This is a genomic window from Geodermatophilus sp. YIM 151500 (genome assembly GCF_025716945.1).
In the GTDB taxonomy this organism is placed as follows: domain Bacteria; phylum Actinomycetota; class Actinomycetes; order Mycobacteriales; family Geodermatophilaceae; genus YIM-151500.
This window is the reverse complement of sequence record NZ_JAOVZT010000004.1, coordinates 7,976-26,290: the sequence shown is the minus strand read 5'-3', so window position 1 is coordinate 26,290 and position 18,315 is coordinate 7,976. Positions and strand designations below refer to the sequence as shown.

At 77.0% G+C, this 18,315-nt stretch carries 21 protein-coding genes; 13 read left to right on the top strand and 8 right to left on the bottom strand.

Annotated features, from left to right (window positions below):
• The first annotated feature begins 126 nt into the window (after window positions 1–126).
• Window positions 127–1,023: an N-acetyl-1-D-myo-inositol-2-amino-2-deoxy-alpha-D-glucopyranoside deacetylase gene (gene mshB / locus OF117_RS08425; protein WP_263552381.1), complete on the top strand. Its 897-nt coding sequence runs from the start codon at window positions 127–129 to the stop codon at window positions 1,021–1,023.
• On the top strand, window positions 1,020–1,481 hold the full coding sequence (locus OF117_RS08420; RefSeq protein ID WP_263552380.1) for a DUF6113 family protein: 462 nt from the start codon (window positions 1,020–1,022) through the stop codon (window positions 1,479–1,481). Before mshB ends, OF117_RS08420 begins: the two co-directional genes overlap by 4 nt.
• On the opposite strand, the gene OF117_RS08415 is transcribed toward OF117_RS08420, so the two are convergent.
• Window positions 1,414–2,193 (bottom strand): GNAT family N-acetyltransferase, encoded by a 780-nt coding sequence (locus tag OF117_RS08415; protein ID WP_263552379.1) that lies wholly within the window; start codon window positions 2,191–2,193, stop codon window positions 1,414–1,416. The genes OF117_RS08420 and OF117_RS08415 overlap by 68 nt on opposite strands.
• A gap of 175 nt (window positions 2,194–2,368) precedes the next feature.
• On the opposite strand from OF117_RS08415, the gene fdxA reads away from it, so the two are divergent.
• The 3 genes from fdxA (at window position 2,369) to OF117_RS08400 (ending at window position 4,156) form a co-directional block, all read left to right on the top strand.
• Window positions 2,369–2,695 (top strand): ferredoxin, encoded by a 327-nt coding sequence (gene fdxA / locus OF117_RS08410; RefSeq protein WP_263552705.1) that lies wholly within the window; start codon window positions 2,369–2,371, stop codon window positions 2,693–2,695.
• A gap of 65 nt (window positions 2,696–2,760) precedes the next feature.
• On the top strand, window positions 2,761–3,834 hold the full coding sequence (gene dapC / locus OF117_RS08405) for a succinyldiaminopimelate transaminase (RefSeq protein WP_411969433.1): 1,074 nt from the start codon (window positions 2,761–2,763) through the stop codon (window positions 3,832–3,834).
• Between the two features lie 160 nt (window positions 3,835–3,994).
• Window positions 3,995–4,156 (top strand): hypothetical protein, encoded by a 162-nt coding sequence (locus tag OF117_RS08400; RefSeq protein WP_263552378.1) that lies wholly within the window; start codon window positions 3,995–3,997, stop codon window positions 4,154–4,156.
• A gap of 18 nt (window positions 4,157–4,174) precedes the next feature.
• Here the strand turns inward: OF117_RS08400 and OF117_RS08395 are convergent, their stop codons facing one another.
• Window positions 4,175–4,948, bottom strand: a complete 774-nt coding sequence (locus OF117_RS08395; protein ID WP_263552377.1) for a hypothetical protein — start codon at window positions 4,946–4,948, stop codon at window positions 4,175–4,177.
• 321 nt (window positions 4,949–5,269) lie between these two features.
• On the opposite strand from OF117_RS08395, the gene OF117_RS08390 reads away from it, so the two are divergent.
• Window positions 5,270–6,373 carry an alpha/beta hydrolase gene (locus tag OF117_RS08390; RefSeq protein WP_263552376.1) on the top strand — a complete coding sequence of 368 codons (1,104 nt, stop codon included), beginning with the start codon at window positions 5,270–5,272 and terminating at the stop codon, window positions 6,371–6,373.
• A gap of 98 nt (window positions 6,374–6,471) precedes the next feature.
• Here the strand turns inward: OF117_RS08390 and dapD are convergent, their stop codons facing one another.
• Window positions 6,472–7,446, bottom strand: coding sequence for a 2,3,4,5-tetrahydropyridine-2,6-dicarboxylate N-succinyltransferase (dapD, locus tag OF117_RS08385; RefSeq protein WP_263552375.1), 975 nt, complete (start codon window positions 7,444–7,446; stop codon window positions 6,472–6,474).
• 141 nt (window positions 7,447–7,587) lie between these two features.
• Between dapD and dapE the strand changes: the two genes are divergently transcribed.
• Genes dapE through OF117_RS08365 form a run of 4 tightly spaced genes read left to right on the top strand, consistent with a single transcriptional unit; the run spans window position 7,588 to window position 10,400 of the window.
• The gene (dapE, locus tag OF117_RS08380) at window positions 7,588–8,694 is read left to right on the top strand and encodes a succinyl-diaminopimelate desuccinylase (protein ID WP_263552374.1); all 1,107 of its coding nucleotides are present in this window, start codon (window positions 7,588–7,590) and stop codon (window positions 8,692–8,694) included.
• Complete coding sequence (locus OF117_RS08375) at window positions 8,691–9,527, top strand: TIGR00730 family Rossman fold protein (protein WP_263552373.1); 837 nt, start codon at window positions 8,691–8,693, stop codon at window positions 9,525–9,527. The genes dapE and OF117_RS08375 overlap by 4 nt, the downstream gene beginning before the upstream one ends.
• A 2-nt stretch (window positions 9,528–9,529) precedes the next feature.
• A complete protein-coding gene (locus OF117_RS08370) occupies window positions 9,530–9,952 on the top strand; it encodes a DivIVA domain-containing protein (RefSeq protein ID WP_263552372.1) in 423 nt (140 codons plus the stop codon).
• On the top strand, window positions 9,945–10,400 hold the full coding sequence (locus OF117_RS08365; RefSeq protein WP_263552371.1) for an SRPBCC family protein: 456 nt from the start codon (window positions 9,945–9,947) through the stop codon (window positions 10,398–10,400). The genes OF117_RS08370 and OF117_RS08365 overlap by 8 nt, the downstream gene beginning before the upstream one ends.
• Window positions 10,401–10,574: 174 nt before the next feature.
• Here OF117_RS08365 and OF117_RS08360 read toward each other — a convergent pair whose 3' ends face one another.
• From OF117_RS08360 to OF117_RS08340, 5 genes are all read right to left on the bottom strand, one after another.
• Window positions 10,575–10,910, bottom strand: coding sequence for an MmcQ/YjbR family DNA-binding protein (locus tag OF117_RS08360; RefSeq protein WP_263552370.1), 336 nt, complete (start codon window positions 10,908–10,910; stop codon window positions 10,575–10,577).
• A gap of 63 nt (window positions 10,911–10,973) precedes the next feature.
• Window positions 10,974–11,477 carry a hypothetical protein gene (locus OF117_RS08355; RefSeq protein ID WP_263552369.1) on the bottom strand — a complete coding sequence of 168 codons (504 nt, stop codon included), beginning with the start codon at window positions 11,475–11,477 and terminating at the stop codon, window positions 10,974–10,976.
• The gene (locus tag OF117_RS08350; RefSeq protein WP_263552368.1) at window positions 11,474–12,721 is read right to left on the bottom strand and encodes a molybdopterin-dependent oxidoreductase; all 1,248 of its coding nucleotides are present in this window, start codon (window positions 12,719–12,721) and stop codon (window positions 11,474–11,476) included. Before OF117_RS08350 ends, OF117_RS08355 begins: the two co-directional genes overlap by 4 nt.
• Window positions 12,722–12,752: 31 nt before the next feature.
• On the bottom strand, window positions 12,753–13,421 hold the full coding sequence (locus tag OF117_RS08345; protein ID WP_263552367.1) for a DUF2064 domain-containing protein: 669 nt from the start codon (window positions 13,419–13,421) through the stop codon (window positions 12,753–12,755).
• Window positions 13,418–14,071, bottom strand: a complete 654-nt coding sequence (locus tag OF117_RS08340) for a glycosyltransferase family 2 protein (protein ID WP_263552366.1) — start codon at window positions 14,069–14,071, stop codon at window positions 13,418–13,420. The genes OF117_RS08345 and OF117_RS08340 overlap by 4 nt, the downstream gene beginning before the upstream one ends.
• 127 nt (window positions 14,072–14,198) lie before the next feature.
• Between OF117_RS08340 and OF117_RS08335 the strand changes: the two genes are divergently transcribed.
• The 3 genes from OF117_RS08335 to OF117_RS08325 all read left to right on the top strand — a co-directional run.
• Entirely contained in the window at window positions 14,199–15,557 is a 1,359-nt protein-coding gene (locus OF117_RS08335) for a hypothetical protein (RefSeq protein ID WP_263552365.1), read from the top strand.
• Between the two features lie 52 nt (window positions 15,558–15,609).
• Entirely contained in the window at window positions 15,610–16,512 is a 903-nt protein-coding gene (locus OF117_RS08330; RefSeq protein ID WP_263552364.1) for a DMT family transporter, read from the top strand.
• Window positions 16,513–16,608: 96 nt separating this feature from the next.
• The coding region (locus OF117_RS08325) for a fibronectin type III domain-containing protein (protein ID WP_263552363.1) at window positions 16,609–18,315 on the top strand (1,707 nt) is incomplete at its 3' end.

The following is an 18,315-nucleotide window of genomic DNA, read 5'->3' as shown; positions in this document are numbered from 1 at the left end:
CACCGCTTCCAACGGCCGTCCCCGACCTGCGATGAGCTGCTGCGTCGCGCCTGCGCGGACCCCTCCGGGGCCCACTCGGCACGACAGGGCGGCCGCCGGGTCACCGCGTCCGGGGACAATGGCCGGGTGACCGCTGACCGACGGCTGCTGCTCGTGCACGCCCACCCGGACGACGAGACGATCACCACGGGCGCCACCATGGCCCGCTACGTGGCCGAGGGCGCGCGGGTCACCCTGCTCACCTGCACGCTGGGCGAGGAGGGCGAGGTGCTGGTGCCCGAGCTCGCGCAGCTCGCCGCCGACCAGGCCGACCAGCTCGGCGGCTACCGCATCGGTGAGCTGCGCGAGGCGATGGCGGCCCTGGGCGTCACCGACGTCCGCTTCCTCGGCGGAGCCGGCAGGTACCGCGACTCCGGCATGATCGGGACGCCGGCCAACGAGCACCCGCGCGCCTTCTGGAACGCCGACCTCGACGAGGCCGTGGCGCACGCGGTCGCCGTCGTCCGGGAGGTCCGCCCGCAGGTGGTCGTCACCTACGACGAGCAGGGCGGCTACGGGCACCCCGACCACATCCAGGCCCACCGGGTGGCCATGGCCGCCGTCGACGCGGCCGCCGACCCCGGCCACCGACCCGACCTCGGCGCGGCCTGGCAGGTGGCGAAGGTCTACTGGAGCTGCGTGCCGCGCACGGTGCTGCAGCAGGCCCTGGACGCCTTCGCCGCGGCCGGTGCCGCGTCGCCGTTCGAGGGCATCGACGACGCCGACCAGCTGCCCTTCGCCGTGCCCGACGAGTGGGTCGCCGCCGCCGTCGACGGCCGCGCCTGGCACGACCGCAAGGACGCCGCCATGCGTGCGCACGCCACGCAGATCACCGTCGACGGCCCCTTCTTCGCCCTGTCGAACAACCTGGGTCAGCCGCTGATGAGCGTCGAGCACTTCCGGCTGGTCCGCGGTGAGCGCGGCGCGCCCGGCGGCTGGCCGGAGGGCTGGGAGGACGACCTGTTCGCCGGCCTGCGCGGATGAGCGTGGTGCGCGCGACGGTGCTGCTCGCCGGCGCCGTCGTGGGCACCGCCGCCGCGGCCTGGCTGGCCGTCGTCCAGGTCTTCTGGCTGCCGCTGCGGATCGGCGGCGTGCTCGTGCCGGTGTCGGTGGCGGCCGCCGTCGTGGGGAACCTGCTGCTCGTGCGGGCCACCCACCGGGTCACCGGCTCCCGGCTGGTCGCCGTCCTGCCGGCCGCCACGTGGCTGGCCGTCGCGCTGACCGCGACCCGCCGGCGGCCCGAGGGCGACCTGCTGCTGGTCGGCGGGGGAGCGCTCGGCGCGTGGGGGCTGGCCTACCTCCTGCTCGGCGCCCTCGCCGCCGCCGTGGCCGTGGGCGGAACGCTCGCCCGCCGACCGCGACCGGCCGACGCGGTCACGGCGCCCGCGCGGCCGGTGGCGGCGGCGGGCCCAGCCGGTAGTGGTACCGGTGGTGCTCGCTGAACCCCAGCCCGCGGTAGAGCCCCGTGGCGGGCGCGTTGGCGGCCACCGTCTGCAGCACGCACGACCGTGCGCCGCGCGCGCGCGCCCAGCCGGCGAGTGCGGCCATCACCGCGGTCGCGAGGCCGCGGCGTCGGTGCCGCTCGGCGACGGTGACCGCGGTGACGACCAGCCAGTCCTCCACCACCGCGCCGCGGGCCACAGCGGCCAGCGGCGCGGGCGGCGGGTCCAGGCGGACGGCGGCGAACACCGGGTCGTCGGCGTTGACCAGCACCGCCTCGGCCACCGGCGGCAGCGGGGTGCCCCGGTACCGGTAGCCGGCCAGCCAGGCCGCGTCCGGGACGGCGGCCAGGTCGACCCGGACCGGCGGGGCGGACCAGTCGGCCAGCGGCGCGGTGAGCACCAGGACGTCCTCGTCGGCGGTCCAGCCAGCCGCGGCGAACGCGGCGTCGGCCTGCTCGGCGCCGGGCAGCGGCACCTGCGCGCGGGCGCGCAACCCCCGGGCCGCGTACCACCGGGTGACCGTGCGGACGGCGTCGGGCAGCGGCTCGGGCGGGTCGCCGACCGCGAGGACCGAGTTGGCCCGGCCGGTGAAGCCACCGCCGGCGCGCAGCAGCCAGTCGCCGTACGGCTCCTCCTCGAGCCCGCGCCAGCTCCGGGCGGCCAGCCGCTCCAGGGCCGCCACGGCGGGCGGTGCGGACGGCGGCCCGGGCATGCGCCGATCCTGCCCCGGCGCGCGCCGTCCGGCCGGGCGGCGTCCCCGCGCCCGCCCGCGGAGAGAGCGGACGACCGGTCGTGCCCGCCCCCCTGCCGCAGGGGATACTGGAGTGAACGCCCGACCCCGGCTGCGGCCGGCGGTCATCGCCAGCACGTCCCCGGGAGGGAACCCCGTGACCTACGTCATCACCCAGCCGTGCGTCGATGTCCTCGACAAGGCGTGCATCGACGAGTGTCCGGTGGACTGCATCTACGAGGGCGACCGGATGCTGTACATCCACCCCGACGAGTGCGTCGACTGCGGGGCGTGCGAGCCGGTGTGCCCGGTGGAGGCCATCTACTACGAGGACGACGTCCCGGACAAGTGGAAGGACTTCTACAACGCCAACGTGGAGTTCTTCTCCGACCTGGGCAGCCCCGGCGGTGCGGCGAAGACCGGCAAGATCGCCAAGGACCACCCGCTGGTCGCCGCGCTGCCCCCGCAGGCCTCCGACCACTGACCGGACCGCTGACCACCGCGGCGGCGCGGGCGGCCCACTCGCTGCCCGACTTCCCCTGGGACTCGTTGGCCGCCGCGCGCGCCCGCGCGGCAGCCCACCCGGGCGGCGTCGTCGACCTGTCCATCGGCACGCCCGTCGACGACACCCCGGCGGTGCTCGCCGACGCGCTGGCCCGGGCGGGCAACTCGCCCGGCTACCCGACGGCGCTGGGCACGGCCGAGCTGCGGACGGCGGCCGCCCGTTGGCTGGCCCGTCGGTTGGGCGTGCACGTCGCCGACCCGCTCGGCGCCGAGCCGTCCGTCCTGCCGACGATCGGGTCCAAGGAGCTCGTGGCCCTGCTGCCCACGCTGCTGGGGCTGCGCGGTGACGTGGGCGGCCGGGGCACGGTGCTGGTCCCCGAGGTCGCCTACCCGACCTACGAGGTCGGGGCCGTGCTGGCCGGGCTGGCCGTCCGCCGGGTCGACGAGCCGCCGTCCGACGCGCCCGGGGCGGTGCTCGTCTGGCTGAACTCCCCGGGCAACCCGCACGGTCGGGTGCTGACCGACGACCAGCTGCGCGCCTGGGTCGGATGGGGGCGCGCCCACGGCGTGCCGGTGGTCTCCGACGAGTGCTACACCACCCTGGGCTGGGACGTGCAGCCCCGCTCGCTGCTGCACCCGGCCGTGGCCGGCGACGACCACACCGGCCTGCTGGCGGTGCACTCGCTGTCGAAGCAGTCGACGGCCGCCGGATACCGCGCGGGCCTGCTGTCGGGCGACCCGGCGCTGGTGCGCCGGGTGTGGGAGGTGCGCCGGCACGCCGGCCTGCTGGTCCCCGGCCCGGTGCAGGCGGCGATGGCCGCGGCCCTGGACGACGACGCGCACGTCGACGCCCAGCGCGAGCGGTACCGCGCCCGGCGGGCGGTGCTGCTCGACGCGGTCCGGGCGGCGGGGGCCCGGGTCGACCACTCCGAGGCCGGGCTCTACCTCTGGGTCACCCGCGACGAGGACTGCTGGACGACGATCGACTGGCTGGCCGGCCTGGGCATCGTCGCCGCGCCCGGCGCCTTCTACGGGCCGGCCGGGGCCCGGCACGTGCGGCTGGCGCTGACCGCGTCCGACGAGCGCGTCGCCGCCGCGGCGGAGCGGCTGACCGCCTGACCTGAGCCCACCACGGCAGCGGGCTGCAAGCGACCCGCCAGTCCGCTGCAAGCGCTGGGGCGCACGGTGTCCTCGGCGCCACCACGGACCGTCGCGGACGGCGCCACCGGTCCCAGAGCCGCCCCGGGCGTCGACCGCCCGGCCTCCCCCGGAGGTCCCCGTGTTCACCCTCCTCGCCGTGCTGACCGTCCTCGCCGCGCTGACGCTGCTCACCGTCGCCCGCTGGCTGCAGTCGGGCACCGACGGCCGCCCGCGGGTGGTCGATCTCACCTACGTCGCGCACCCCGAGCTGTACGGCCAGGGCAGGATCGGCCTGTCCTGACGCCCGCGTCGCGGGCGCTCAGGTCGGGATGTCGAGCCGGACGACGTCGCCGGCGCCCGGCTCGGGCAGCCAACCGGCCTCCGGCGTCCACCGCTGGCCGGCGAACTCGACCGCCGCCAGTTGCAGCCGCTCGGCGTGGGCCACCGCCCACGCCGCGCCGGCCCAGCCGGCCGCCGGGTCGAGCGTGACGGCGGCGAAGCCCTCGGTGGCGGGCAGCCGCAGCTCGGCCTCCGCGGCGGCGGCCGCGGCCGCCGTCCGGACGCTGGGCCGACCCTCCACCGGGGCAGGCTGGAACGAGCAGCTGAGCGCCGTCGGCGCGCCGCCGAGGGCGGCGGTGAGCTGCTCGCCCAGCGGCTGCCAGCGCTGGTAGGCCTCGGGGAAGCCGGACCGCTGGACCCGCTGGGCCGCGTCGGTCACCCGCATCTCCGGCCACCCGGGCACCTCGACCAGGCCGTCGTAGAAGGCGTTCGCCGCGTACACCGGGTCCTGCACCTGCGCCTCGGTGCCCCAGCCCTGCGACGGCCGCTGCTGGAACAGGCCGAGCGAGTCGCGGTCGCCGTAGTCGAGGTTGCGCAGCCGCGACTCCTGCTGCGCCGTGGCCAGGGCGACCACGACGGCCCGCTCGGGCAGCCCGCGCGCCCGGCCGACGGCGGCGATGGTCGCGGCGTTGGCCGCCTGCGCGCTGGTGAGCTCGATCGAGGTGCCCGCCACCGAACAGGTGCCCGTCAACGCCGGCGGCTCCGGCCGCTGCGCGTTCCACACCACGCCCCCGACCAGGGCCGCGACCACCACGAGGACCGGCCACCAGCGGGGCGGGCTCCAGCTCCGGGCGGCCCGCGCGGCAGGGCGCCGTCCGCGGGGGACTGGTCGCCGGCCGCCCGTCACCGGCCGCCGGTGCCCGGACGAGGCCGGTCGCCGGCGGGCGGCCGGCCGTCCGGCGGCGCCGCGGGCCCGGGTCCCGGCCGGGCGCGGGGCGGTGCGGGCGGCGGTCATCGCACCGACTGTAGGAGTGCAACCTGCGCGTCCCCCGTTCCGACGCGGGGGCGGGGCCTGTCGCGTGGGCCGCGTGCCTGGCTAGCGTGTCCGGACCGTCCGCGCGACCCGAGGAGCCCGATGGACGACGTCCTGCTGCCCGGCATCACCGCCAGAGCGGAGCCGACCGCGCGGCTGAACCAGTCGGTGCTGCACCCCGGGGAGGTCGACCCGACCGGCGGCGAGGCCGTGGTCTTCGTCCACGGCAACGTGAGCTCGGCGCTGTTCTGGCAGCACACCATGCTGGCCGTGCACGGCACCGGCCTCCACCGGACCCTCGCGGTCGACCTGCGTGGTTTCGGCGGCACCGATCCGCTGCCGGTCGACGCCACGCGCGGCGTGCGCGACTGGTCCGACGACCTCGGTGCGCTGGTCGAGGCGTTGCGGCTGGAGCGCGTCCACCTCGTCGGATGGAGCCTGGGCGCCGGCGTCGTCCTGCAGCACCTGCTGGACGCACCCGACCGGGTGGCCTCGGTGGCGCTGGTGGCACCGATGTCGCCGTACGGGTTCGGCGGGACGGCGGGCCCCGACGGCCGCCTCGTGCACGCCGACGGCGCCGGGTCCGGCGGGGGAGTGGCCAACCCGGAGTTCGTCGCGGCGCTCGAGGCGGGCGACACCACGGCCGACGCCGCCACGAGCCCGCGGTCGGTGCTGCGCGCCTTCTACGTGGCCCCCGGCTCGCTGCCCCTCGACCCGCGGCTGGAGGACGTCTTCGTCGCGTCCATGCTGTCGACCCGCACCGGGCAGGACCACTACCCGGGCGACGCGACGACCTCCGACGCCTGGCCGGGCACCGCACCCGGTCGGCGGGGCGTGCTCAACACGGTGGCGCCGACGGTCTTCGACGTCTCGGGGATCGTCGACCTGCCGCGCAAGCCGCCGGTGCTGTGGATCCGCGGCGAGGCCGACCAGATCATCTCCGACACCTCGGCGTTCGACCTCGCCTTCCTCGGCTCGGTCGGCGCGGTGCCCGGCTGGCCCGGCGCGGAGGCGTTCCCGCCGCAGCCGATGGTGACCCAGATGCGCGCCGTCCTGGACCGGTACGCCGCCGCCGGGGGCGCCTACCGCGAGGTCGCGTTGCCCGAGGTGGGGCACTCACCGCACGTGGAGCGGCCCCAGGAGTTCGTCGTCGCCTTGCTCGAGCACCTGGCCGCACCCGCCGAGCAGCCCGCCCACCTCACCTGATCCCCCTGGAGCAGATTCCCCGGGGCATAGGAAGCTTTGCCTGCTCATCCGGCTTCGATCGGCAGGCAAAGCTTCCAATGCCCTAGGGGGGCCGGGGGTCAGTTGGCGTGCAGGTCGACGTTCAGCGCGCCCCAGCTGCCGGCGCGGGGCAGCGCCTCCAGTGCGCCGGTCACGCTGTTGCGGCGGAAGAGCAGCCCGTCGCGGCCCGACAGCTCGCGCGCCTTGACCACCGAGCCGTCGGGCAGGGTCACCCGTGCACCGGCGGTCACGTAGCACCCGGCCTCGACGACGCAGCCGTCGCCGAGGGAGATGCCGATGCCGGCGTTCGCGCCGAGCAGGCAGCCGCTGCCGATCGAGATCACCTGCGTCCCGCCACCGGAGAGGGTGCCCATGATCGACGCCCCGCCGCCCACGTCGCTGTCGGCGCCGACGACGACGCCGGCGCTGATGCGGCCCTCGACCATCGACGGGCCGAGGGTGCCGGCGTTGAAGTTGACGAAGCCCTCGTGCATGACCGTGGTGCCCTCGGCCAGGTGGGCGCCGAGCCGCACGCGGTCGCCGTCGGCGATCCGGACGCCGGAGGGGACGACGTAGTCCACCATCCGCGGGAACTTGTCGACGCCGTACACGGTGACCCCGCCGAACGCCGCCCGCAGTCGTGGCAGGTTCAGCGTCGCCGCTTCCACGGGGCCGGCGCTGGTCCAGGCCACGTTGGTGAGCAGGCCGAAGACGCCGGTCATGTCCGCGCCGTGCGGGCGGACCAGCCGGTGCGAGAGCAGGTGCAGCCGCAGCCAGACGTCGTGCGTGTCGGCGGGCGGGACGGCGAGGTCGGCGATCGTCGTCCGCACCCCGACGACCTCCACGCCGCGGGCCTCGTCGCTGCGCACCAGGCCGCCGAAGTCGGGGCCGAGCTCGCCGGCGAGCTCCAACGCGCCGAGGCGGGTCGTGCCCGGCGCGGCGCCCTCCGGCGCGCCCAGGCGCGGGGCGGGGTACCAGGTGTCGAGCACCGTCCCGGCGGGGGTCACGGTGGCCAGGCCGACGGCGTGGGCGGAGACGGGCGCAGCGGAACTCACGGGCGGCAACGGTACCGAGGCCGGGGCGGCGTCCCGGCCGCCGGGCGACGCACGGGCCGCCGGCCCGCGGAGGGGACCCTGACCTTGGCGCCCGGCCGGCACCCCGGCCCGCGGGCCGGGTCGCCCGTAGGCTCGGCGCCCGTGGGAACCGTGCCGCCGCTCGACCTGTCCGCCGACGTCCTCGGGCTGACGCGGGCGCTGGTCGACGCGCCGTCGGTCTCGGGGACCGAGGAGGCGCTCGCCGACGCCGTCGAGGCGGCGCTCCGGGGCGTCGGCGGCCTGGAGGTCGACCGGGTCGGCAACGCGGTCCTCGCCCGCACCAACCTCGACCGCCCGACCCGCGTGGTGCTGGCCGGGCACCTGGACACCGTGCCGATCGCCGGCAACGTGCCCGCGCGGCTGGCCGACGGCGCCCTCTACGGCTGCGGCACCAGCGACATGAAGTCCGGCGACGCGGTGATGCTGCGGCTGGCCGCGCGCTTCGGCGTCCACGGCGCCGAGCCGGTGCACGACCTCACGTTCGTCTTCTACGACAACGAGGAGGTCGACTTCGCGCTCAACGGGCTCGGTCGGGTGGCCCGCGAGCGGCGCGGGTGGCTGTACGGCGACCTGGCGATCCTGCTCGAGCCCACGGACGGCGAGATCGAGGCCGGCTGCCAGGGCACCATGCGCGCCGTCCTGGAGCTGCACGGCCGGCGCGCGCACAGCGCCCGCAGCTGGCTGGGCGAGAACGCGATCCACGCAGCCGGCGACGTGCTGACCGCGCTGGCCGCCTACCGGCCGCGCGAGGTCGAGATCGACGGCTGCCACTACCGGGAGGGGCTCAACGCCGTCCGCATCGAGGGCGGGGTGGCCGGCAACGTCGTCCCCGACCAATGCTCGGTCACGGTCAACTTCCGCTACGCCCCCGACCGCGACGAGGACGCCGCCGAGGCGCACGTCCGCGAGGTCTTCGCCGCCGCGCTGGCGCAGGGCGCGACGCTGACCGTCGCCGACAACGTGGGCGGCGCGCTGCCCGGGCTGGCCGAACCCGCCGCCGCGGCGTTCGTCGCCGCCGTCGGGCGCCCGCCGCGGGCCAAGCTCGGCTGGACCGACGTCTCCCGGTTCGCCGCCTTCGGCATCCCGGCCGTCAACTTCGGGCCGGGAGACCCGCAGCTGGCCCACACCCGTGAGGAGCACGTCCGCCTCGACCGGCTGCAGCCGGCCGAGGACGCCCTCGTCACCTACCTGTCTGGGGGGAACCCGTGACCGTCGAACCGCCCGACGGCCGCCGCCGGCGGCCCACCCGCCACCGCGGACCGATCCTGCTGCGCGGCGGGGAGCCCGACCCCCGGTACGCCGGGACGACGACCGACCAGCGGCTGCTCGACCGTCGCGGCCCGACCGACTGGGTGCACACGGACCCGTGGCGGGTGCTCCGGATCCAGAGCGAGTTCGTCGAGGGGTTCGGCCTGCTCTCCGAGCTGCCGCGCGCGGTCAGCGTGTTCGGCAGCGCCCGCACGCCCCGCGACCACCCGCACTACGCGGAGGGGATGAAGCTGGGTGCCGCGCTCGCCGACGCCGGCTTCGCGGTGATCACCGGCGGCGGGCCGGGCGCGATGGAGGCGGCCAACCGCGGCGCCTCCGAGGCCGGCGGCCTGTCGGTGGGGTTGGGCATCGAGCTGCCGTTCGAGCAGGAGCTCAACGAGTGGGTCGACGTCGGCATCTCGTTCCGGTACTTCTTCGTCCGCAAGACGATGTTCGTGAAGTACGCGCAGGCGTTCGTCATCCTGCCCGGCGGCTTCGGCACGCTCGACGAGCTGTTCGAGGCGCTCACCCTGGTCCAGACCCGCAAGGTCACCCGCTTCCCGGTCATCCTGTTCGGCAGCGACTACTGGAGCGGGCTGGTGGAGTGGATCCGCGCCACCCTGGTCGAGTCCGCCACGATCAGCGCCGTCGACCTGGAGCTGTTCAGCGTCACCGACGACGTCGACGAGGTCGTCCAGCAGATCCAGGAGGCCGAGTCCGCCCGGCAGCGGGAGGGTGTCCCCGGCGGCGGCATGCGCTCGCTGCCGCCGCCCACCGGGCCCAGCGACGCCTGACCGTGCTCGGGTTCCTGGCCTCGGTCGTCGGCGTCCTGCTCGTCGCCGGGCTGCTGTTCCTCGGCGCGTCGGTGCTGCTCGGCCGCGGCGAGACCCAGCCGCCGGCCGAGCTCGACCGCTCGCCGGTCGAGCTGCCCGACGACCGGCCGGTGACCGGCGACGACGTGCGGGCGCTCACCCTGTCGGTCACGGTGCGCGGGTACCGGATGACCGAGGTCGACTGGCTGCTGGACCGCTTCGCGCAGGCCCTCGACGAGCGCGACCTGGAACTCGCGCTGCTCCGCGGCCGCCTGCGGGAATGCGAGGAGGGGTCCGCGGCGTCGTCTGCTGACAGCGCGGCCCCCGGTGGAGCACCGGACGGTGACGGCGCCGCCGCCGGCCCGCAGGACCCGACGGCCGAGCACGGGGAGCGAACGGGTGCCTGAGCTGACGCTGTCGATGGACGTCGAGGTACCGCCGGAGCAGGTGTTCGCCGCGCTGGCCGACTGGTCGCGCCAGGGTGAGTGGATGCTGCTCACCGACGTGGCACCGGTCGGCGGCGCGGCGCACGGCGTCGGTGGGCAGGTCCGCGCCGTCACCGGGCTGCCGGTCGGCGGGCGTCGGCGGGGCGTCCTGGACACGTTCGTGATCACCGCCTGGGATCCGCCGCGGCGGATCGACGTGCGCCACACCGGGAAGGTCGTGCGCGGCACCGGCACCTTCGAGGTGGTGCCGAAGCTGGCCGGCTCGACCTTCGTCTGGTCCGAGCAGCTCGACCTCCCGCTCGGCGCGCTGGGTCGCCTCGGCTGGCCGATGGTGCGTCCGCTGTTCGCCTTCGGTGTCTGGCTGTCGCTGAGCCGGTTCCGCGACTTCGCCCGCCACTACGCGGGGTGAGCCGCGACGGGGGTGCGCCCGGTCGGCGGGTGACCCCCGCGGCCGGGAGCACCCCCGCGACGGGAGCGACCTCGCGACGGGAAGCGACCACGCGGCGGGGAGCGACCTCGCGACGGGGAGCGACCACGCGGCGGGGAGCGGTCCCCGGGTCGGCGGTGGGCGCTCGCCGGGAGGTCAGCGGCGGGCGCCCACGAAGGCGAGGGCTTCGCGGGCGAGGGCCTCGTCGTCGGCCGGGTCGCCCGCCAGTGCGACCCACTCGCGCATCCGCCGGCCGCTGCCGTTCTCGAACGGTGCACCCGCGCCCGCGTCGACCAGTTCGGCGACCCGCTCCCGCGGGAGCTTGAGCACGACCCTGCCCTGCACCGCCATCGCGAAGATCGAACCGTCGACCCGCAACGTGTCCGCGCCGAACCGCCGTCCGCCGGAGGCGTCCGGCAGCGCGACCCCGGGCTCGCCGGACAGGGCGTCGACGAGTGCGGCGAAGCGGCTCCCGGCGTCCACGGCCGCCATCCCACCCACCCGCGCCGGACGGCGCAAGCGGCGCGACGCCCCGGTCCGGTTCCGCTCCACCGGTCAGCGGCGGGCGCGGACCGTGGCCACGACGGCCCAGACCGCGGCGACCAGCAGCGTGGCACCGACGAGCAGCGAGAGGTTGCGGCCGTAGTCCAGCGGCAGGAAGCCGGGCTCGTCGACGTCCCCGGGGTCCAGGACGAACAGGATCGCCAGCACGATCAGCAGCGCGCTGACGACCAGCCCGACCACGACCGGGGCCCGGGCCGGCCTGGGCAGCAGCCGGGCCAGCAGCGTGCCGACCGCGGCCACCAGCGGGGCGACGAGCAGGTCGTGCACCAGCACGCCGCCGACGAACCAGGCCAGCCACGGGACGAGCGGCACATCCTCGGGGTGCTGCAGCACCCCGAGCACGCCCCAGCCGACGGCGAGCAGCCCGGGGACGACGAACAGCCACCGCCACCACGGCCGGACGGCCGAGGCCAGCGGCCGGTCGGGGTCGGACGCGTAGGGGTCGGCGGCCAGCCGGTCGGCGGTCGCCGCGGACGGCGGGACGTCGGTGGTCACGCCGGTTCCACCTGCCGCAGCCACTTGGTCTGCATCACGCCGGGCCGGTTCGGGGCGATCAGCCGCACCGGGAACCCGTGGTCGAGGCTCAGCGGCTCCCCGTTCAGGCGCAGCGCCAGCAGCGTGCGCGGGTCGGCCGCCTGCGGCACGTCGACGACGCTGGAGTCGTACCGCCCGCCCGGCTGCAGCGAGAGCACCCGTACCGCCGTGCCGGCGGGCAGCCCGGCCAGCCGCAGCAGCTCGCGCAGCCGGACGCCGGTCCAGTCGCCGGACGCGCTCCACCCCTCGACGCAGGCGATCGGCAACCGCTCGGTGGCCTGCGGCAGGGCCCTCAGGTCGGCCGGCGACAGCTCCAGCCGCTGCGGGCCGGCCACGACCAGCCGGTAGTCGTCGGCCCGCGCGGTCTCCAGGACGCCGGCGTTCTCGGCGGTCTGGTTGACCGGCACGCCCTGCGGCCCGACGGTCGGCAGGCGGGGCGCGAGGACGGCGACCGGGCCGAGCGGTCGCAGCGTCTGGCCCACGGTGGTGAGGGTGACGGCGCTGACGCCGAGCCCGGTCGCCAGCACCAGGGCCCGCCGCGACACGGCGTGCTCCTCGGCGGCGGCGTCCCGCTCGCGCACCTCCACCGCGGCGTCAGGCGCCAGTCCCGCCGTCCGACCGGGGGAGCCGGCGCGGGCCAGCCCGCGGCGGATCTCGGCGGCCTTGGCGCCCACGTGCACCGAGATCGCACCGATGGCGATCCACCCGGTCCAGTAGTGCGCGGTCGGGAAGAAGAAGCCGAACGGGTACCACTGGGCGATGTTGACCAGCCCGGTGGCCAGCTCGAAGACGCCGGCGCCGACCAGCACGAGCACCGACAGCCGGCTCACCGCGCGGGCCGGCGAGCCGGCGGGCGGCCACTCGAACAGCAGCGGGTGGACCGTCCACAACTTGACCAGCAGCAGCGGGATGGCCGCCAGCCCGGCGGCGACGTGGACGCCCTGCGTCACCTGGTAGGCCCACACCGGCGACGCCGGCCAGGTGAACCAGCCCTGGGGGTCCTGGATCTGGTCGCTCAGCACGCCGGTGAGGAAGCAGACGAGGAACGCCGCGCCGAGCCACACCCCGGTGTTAGCGGCCCGCCGCTCGGAGTGCAGCGGGCTGGGGAAGGCGTCGCGGCGGAACGGCCCGCGGCGCAGGCCGTCGGGCGGGCCGGGCAACCGGGCGCCGAGGAGCCGGTCGAGCCGGTCGGCGGCGCGCGTCACGGTCGCTCCCCGCGGGGCCCCGCGGGCACGGTCACGCGGCACCCCCCAGGGCGGCGGCGATCTCCTCGACCACGCGCCGGGTGCGGGTGCCGGGGCCGCACTCCGCGGCCACGGCGACCGCGTCGGGGAAGTGGTCGATGTCGGTCAGCTCCGGCAGGTCGAGCAGGGCCAGCCCGGCGGCGACGAGCGCCTCGCGGGTGCGCGCGGCGGTGTCGTCGCGCGACATCGGGACGTCGGCGAGCACCGCGGCCGGGCCGGGGGAGTGCAGCCCGAGGGCCCACCAGCCGCCGTCCGGGGCAACGCCGAGCACGGCGGTGCCGGGCCCGCCCTCGGCGAGCCGGGCCAGGCAGCCGGTGAGCAGCTCCGGCGTCACCTGCGGGGTGTCCATGCCGATGAGGAGGGTCGGCAGGTCGCCGTCCGGCCCGGCCATGGCGTCGCGGAAGGCGGCGGCCAGCCGGGTGCCGAGGTCGCCGTCCGCCTGGGGGACGACGGTGCAGTCGGTGAGGTCCAGCGGGCCGCGGTAGCCGTCGAGGGCCACGACGCGGCGGGCGGCCGGGGTCGCCCGGACCGCGTCGAGGGTGTCGCCGACCGCGGCGGCGGCGATGGCCGCGGCCTGCTCCGGCGTGCACGGCGGGCTGAGCCGGGTCTTGCTCCGGCCGGGCACGGGTGCCTTGGTGATCACCAGGAGCTGCACCTTCACCGGGCCAGCACCCGGCGCATGTCACGGACCGCCCGGTACGTGCCGAGCAGGGTGCCGGTCACCTTCGACCGCGTGCCCTCGGCGCGGGGGGCGTAGTCGACGTCGACCTCGCGGATCCGCCAGCCGGCGTCCGACGCCCGTGTCACCATCTCCAGGGGGTAGCCGAAGCGGCGGTCGCCGAGGTCCAGCCCGAGCAGCGCCTCGCGGCGGGCGGCGCGCATCGGGCCGAGGTCGTGCAGCGCGAGGCCGGTGCGGCGGCGCAGCAGCACGGCGAGCGCGGTGTTGGCGACCCGGGCGTGCAGCGGCCAGGCGCCCCGGCCGGTGGGCCGGCGGCGGCCGAGCACGAGGTCGGCCTCGCCGGCGAGCACCGGGTCGGCGACGCGGGGCAGCTGGGCGGGGTCCATCGACCCGTCGGCGTCGCAGAAGCACACGACGTCGGCGGTCGCGGCGTCCAGGCCGCCGTGCGCCGCCGCGCCGAAGCCCCGCTCGGGCACGTGCACCACGAGCGCTCCGGCGTCGGCGGCGATCTGCGGGGAGCCGTCGGTCGAGCCGTTGTCGGCGACGATGGCCCGGTAGCCGTCGGGCAGTCGCGACAGCACCCAGGGCAGGGCGCCGGCCTCGTCGAGGCAGGGCAGCACGACGTCGGGCACGCCCGGACCGTATCCGCGTTGGACGACCATCGCGGGGTGTTCGCAGCCGGCGGCCCGCGCGGATGCGGCACCCCGGCCGGGTGCGGCCGGACGGCACCGGCGCGGCCGGCCACCTACCCTGCCGGTGGTGAGCCGAGCCGACGCCCGCCCCGACCGGGCGCCGTCCCGGAGGGCGGAGCGCCGGCCGCTGCTGGCTGTGCTGCTCACCGCCGCCGTCGTCGTCGCGGTCGGGATCGTCGGAGGGCTGCTCGACCGCGCCGGCACCGACCTGCACCTGCTCGGCGGTGTGGTGCTGCGCGGCGGGTTCACCGCGGTGGTCACGCCCGGCGCCGTGCTGCCGGTCGTGGTCGGCGCGCTGGGCGTGGCGTGGGCGCCCCGGCTGGCGGCGCGGCTGGGCTGGCGCGCGTTGCTCGCCGCCGCGGGGGCCGGGGCGGCGCTGTGGGCGTGCGCCCTGGGACTCAGCGGCGGCCTGACCCGGCTGACCGAGCCGCTGGCCAGCCGCTACGAGTACCCGTACGACGTCGACCGGGTGGGCTCGCTCGGCGGGTTCCTCGCCGGGTTCACCGCGTCGGTGCCGGCCGACGCCGCCGACCCGTGGACGACGCACGTCGCGGGCCACCCGCCCGGCGCGCTGCTGGCGTTCGTGCTGGCCGACCGCCTGGGGCCGGGCGCGCTGGCCGGTGGGGCGGCGCTCTGCATCGCCGTCGGTGCGTCGGCGGTGCCGGCGGTGCTGGTCGCGGTCCGGGCGCTGGCCGACGAGGCGACCGCCCGCGGCGTGGCGCCGTTCGCCGTGCTGGCGCCCACCGCGCTGGTGGTCGCCACCAGCGCCGACGCGCTGTTCGCCGGGGTGGCGGCGTGGGGGATGGCCGCGCTCGCGCTGGCCGCGGCGCGCGAGCCCGGGCCGGGGGCCGATCTACGGGCGCTCACCGGTGGGCTGCTGCTGGGCCTGGCGTTGTTCCTGTCGTTCGGGCTCGCCGCGCTGGGTCTGGTCGCGCTGGGCGTCGTCCTCGTGCAGCGGGACCGGCTGGGTGGGGGCGGCGTGCTGCGCCTGCTGGCGGTCGGCGCGCTCGGGGTCGTGGTGGTGTTCGGGCTGTTCGCCGCCGGCGGCTACGCGTGGTTCGAGGGGCTCGCCGCGGCCGCCGAGCGGGTGCGGTCGGGGCCCTCGTACGCCGACCGGCCGTTCGCCTTCTTCGTCTTCGCCAACCTCGCCGCGGCCGCGGTCGTCGCCGGTCCGGCCGCGGTCGGCGGGCTGGCCGGCGTGCGGCGGGTCCCGGTCGCGGTCCTGCCGCTGGCCGCGCTCGCCGGGATGCTGGTCAGCGACCTGACCGGGCTGGTCCGGGGGGAGACCGAGCGCATCTGGCTGCCGTTCACCGTCTGGGTGGTGGCGGCGACGGCGTTCCTGCCGCCGGCGTCGCGGCGGTGGTGGCTGGCCGGCTCCGCCGTCCTGGCCGTCGTCGTGGAGGTGTTCGTCCGCACCGAGTGGTGAGCCGCTGCCGGCCCGGTCCACCCGGCCGTGACAATGGCCGGGTGACGCCGCGATGAGCCGACGGGGCTGGGTGCTGTTCCTCGCGATGTCCGTCATCTGGGGCATCCCGTACCTGTTGATCAAGGTGGCCGTCGACGAGGTGTCGCCGGTGCTGGTCGTGGTCGCCCGGTGCGTGATCGGCGCGGCGCTGCTGCTGCCCTGGACGATCGCCCGCGGCGAGCTGCGCCCGGCGCTGCGGCGCTGGCGGCCGCTGCTGCTGTTCACGGTGCTGGAGATGACCGGTCCGTGGCTGCTGCTGTCGTGGGGCGAGCAGTCGCTGACCAGCTCGCTCACCGGGCTGCTGGTGGCCACGGTGCCGTTCGTGGCGGCGCTGACCGCGCGGCTGTCGGGCGACGTCGACCGGCTGACGCCGGTGCGCGTCGCCGGTCTGGTGATCGGTCTGGGCGGCATCGTCGCTCTGCTCGGCCTGGACGTCGGAGCCGCCGAGCTGCTGCCGATCGGGGCGCTCGCCCTGGTGGTCGTCGGCTACGCGACCGCGCCGATGGTGGTGACCCGGGCGCTGCCCGACGTGACCGGCGTGGCCGCCAGCGCGGTGGCGCTCACCGTCACCGCCGTCGTCTACGCGCCGTTCGCCCTCGCCGACCTGCCGCGGCTGCCGGCCGCCTCGGGGCGCGCGCTGCTGTCGCTGGCGCTGCTCGGCGTGGTGTGCACCGCGCTGGCCCTGGCGCTGTTCTTCGCGCTCATCCGCGAGGTGGGGCCGCAGCGTGCGCTGGTGATCACCTTCCTCAACCCGGCGGTGGCCGTGCTGCTCGGCGTGCTGCTGCTCGGCGAGCCGTTCACCCTCGGCCTCGCGATCGGGCTGCCGCTCATCCTGCTGGGCTGCGTGCTCGCCACCCGGCGGAGCGGCCCGCGGACCGCCGTCCCGGCACCGGCCGCGGACGCCGCGGCCCGCTGACCGCCGACGACGGGTGGCGTACGACTCAAGGTTCCCGCCCGGCTGCCGAAGCTTCCTCCGCCGCTCGCGCCCGCGGGCATGCGGACGGGAGGCCCCGTGGGGAGGCAGGACGCCGGCCCGCCCGACCGGGACGACGAGCGCCGCCGGCGCCGCGCGGCCTGGTTCTGGCGCGTCCTGGCGCTCCTGCTCGTGTTCTGCCTGGCCACCCTCTGCGGCGGTTCGGCCCCGATGCGCACCCCGTCGCTGGACCCGGTCAGCACGCAGCAGCCCGTCCCGCCGGCCGACGTCCGGGTCACCGCGGAGGGCGACCGGTACCTCGACGTCGCCTGGTCGGCGGCCCCGGAGACCGCGCTCACCGGCTACAACGTCTACCTCGACGCGGACACCGAGCCGGCGGCGAGCGTTGCCGCTCCCACGACGACGGCGCGGCTCACCGGCCTCACCAACGGCCGGACCTACGCGGTCACCGTCACCACCCGGACGCAGGGGTTCCTCTTCACGCCGTACGAGGGCGTGCGCAGCGCTCCGGCCTCCGGCACCCCGCGCGACTCGGTGCCTCCCGCGCCGCCGACCGGGGTGTCGGCTACCGCGGGGGACGGCCGCGTCGACCTCGTGTGGACGCGCAGCGCGTCGACCGACGCGGCCGCCTACCGCGTCGTGCGGACCGGCCCGGACGGGACGACGCTGATCGACGTGCCCGGCGGCGCCGGGGTGACCGCGCAGCCGGACACCGCCGTCGTCAACGGGACGACCTACACCTACGCGGTGCAGACGCGCGACACCTCGGGCAACTGGTCGGCACCGTCGTCGCCGGCCGTCGCGGCCACCCCGCAGGACGCCACGGCGCCGGCGGCGCCGGTCGGGCTGACCGCCGCACCGGGCAACGCGGAGGTCCGGCTGCGCTGGACGGCGAACGAGGAGCCGGACCTCGCCTCCTACCGGGTGCTGCGCGACGGCGTCGAGGTGGCCACCGTGCCGGCGGGGACGACGGCGTGGCTGGACACCGGCCTGGTCAACGACCGCTCCTACGAGTACCGGCTGGTTGCCGTCGACGCCGTCGGCAACCGGTCCGCCGCGTCGGCGCCGGTGACCGCCACGCCGTCGAACCCGTCCCCACCGTGGGACCTCGTCGCCACCCCGGGGGACCGCCGGGTCGACCTGACCTGGACGGCGAGCAGCCACCCCGACGTGACGTCCTACGTCGTGCTGCGCGACGGCGTCGAGGTGGCGACCGTGACCGGCACCAGCTGGACCGACACCGGCCTGGTCAACGGTGTGGAGTACACCTTCACCGTCGTGGCCGTGCACCGCGCGGGCATGCGCTCCCCGGAGTCCGCGCCGGCCAGCGCCACGCCGCACGAGACGACGCCCCCGGCCACCCCGGCGGACCTCACCGCCGCGCCGGGCGACGGGCAGGTGGTGCTGTCGTGGGCGGCGAACGGCGAGCCGGACCTGGCCGGCTACGAGCTGCGCCGCGACGGCGTGCCGGTGGACCCGCAGCCGGGGACGGCGACGTCGCACACCGACACCGGGCTGGTCAACGGCACGACCTACACCTGGACGCTGGTGGCCGTCGACGTCCACGGCAACCGGTCACCGGCCGCGACGGTGTCGGCCACGCCGCGGGACACGACCCCGCCGGCGGCGCCGTCGGGCTTCACCGCCGCGCCGGGCGACGGCCAGGTGGTGCTGACGTGGGCGGCGAACGGCGAGCCGGACCTGGCCAGCTTCGAGCTGCGCCGCGACGGCGTGCCGGTCGACCCGCAGCCGGGGACGGCGACGTCGCACACCGACACCGGGCTG

Coding starts and splice junctions, on each gene's coding strand:
- OF117_RS08420 (WP_263552380.1), top strand. CDS start 1,020: ATGAGCGTGGTGCGCGCGACGGTGCTGCTCGCCGGCGCCGTCGTGGGC.
- OF117_RS08415 (WP_263552379.1), bottom strand. CDS start 2,193: ATGCCCGGGCCGCCGTCCGCACCGCCCGCCGTGGCGGCCCTGGAGCGG.
- OF117_RS08390 (WP_263552376.1), top strand. CDS start 5,270: ATGGACGACGTCCTGCTGCCCGGCATCACCGCCAGAGCGGAGCCGACC.
- OF117_RS08360 (WP_263552370.1), bottom strand. CDS start 10,910: ATGGCGGCCGTGGACGCCGGGAGCCGCTTCGCCGCACTCGTCGACGCC.
- OF117_RS08330 (WP_263552364.1), top strand. CDS start 15,610: ATGAGCCGACGGGGCTGGGTGCTGTTCCTCGCGATGTCCGTCATCTGG.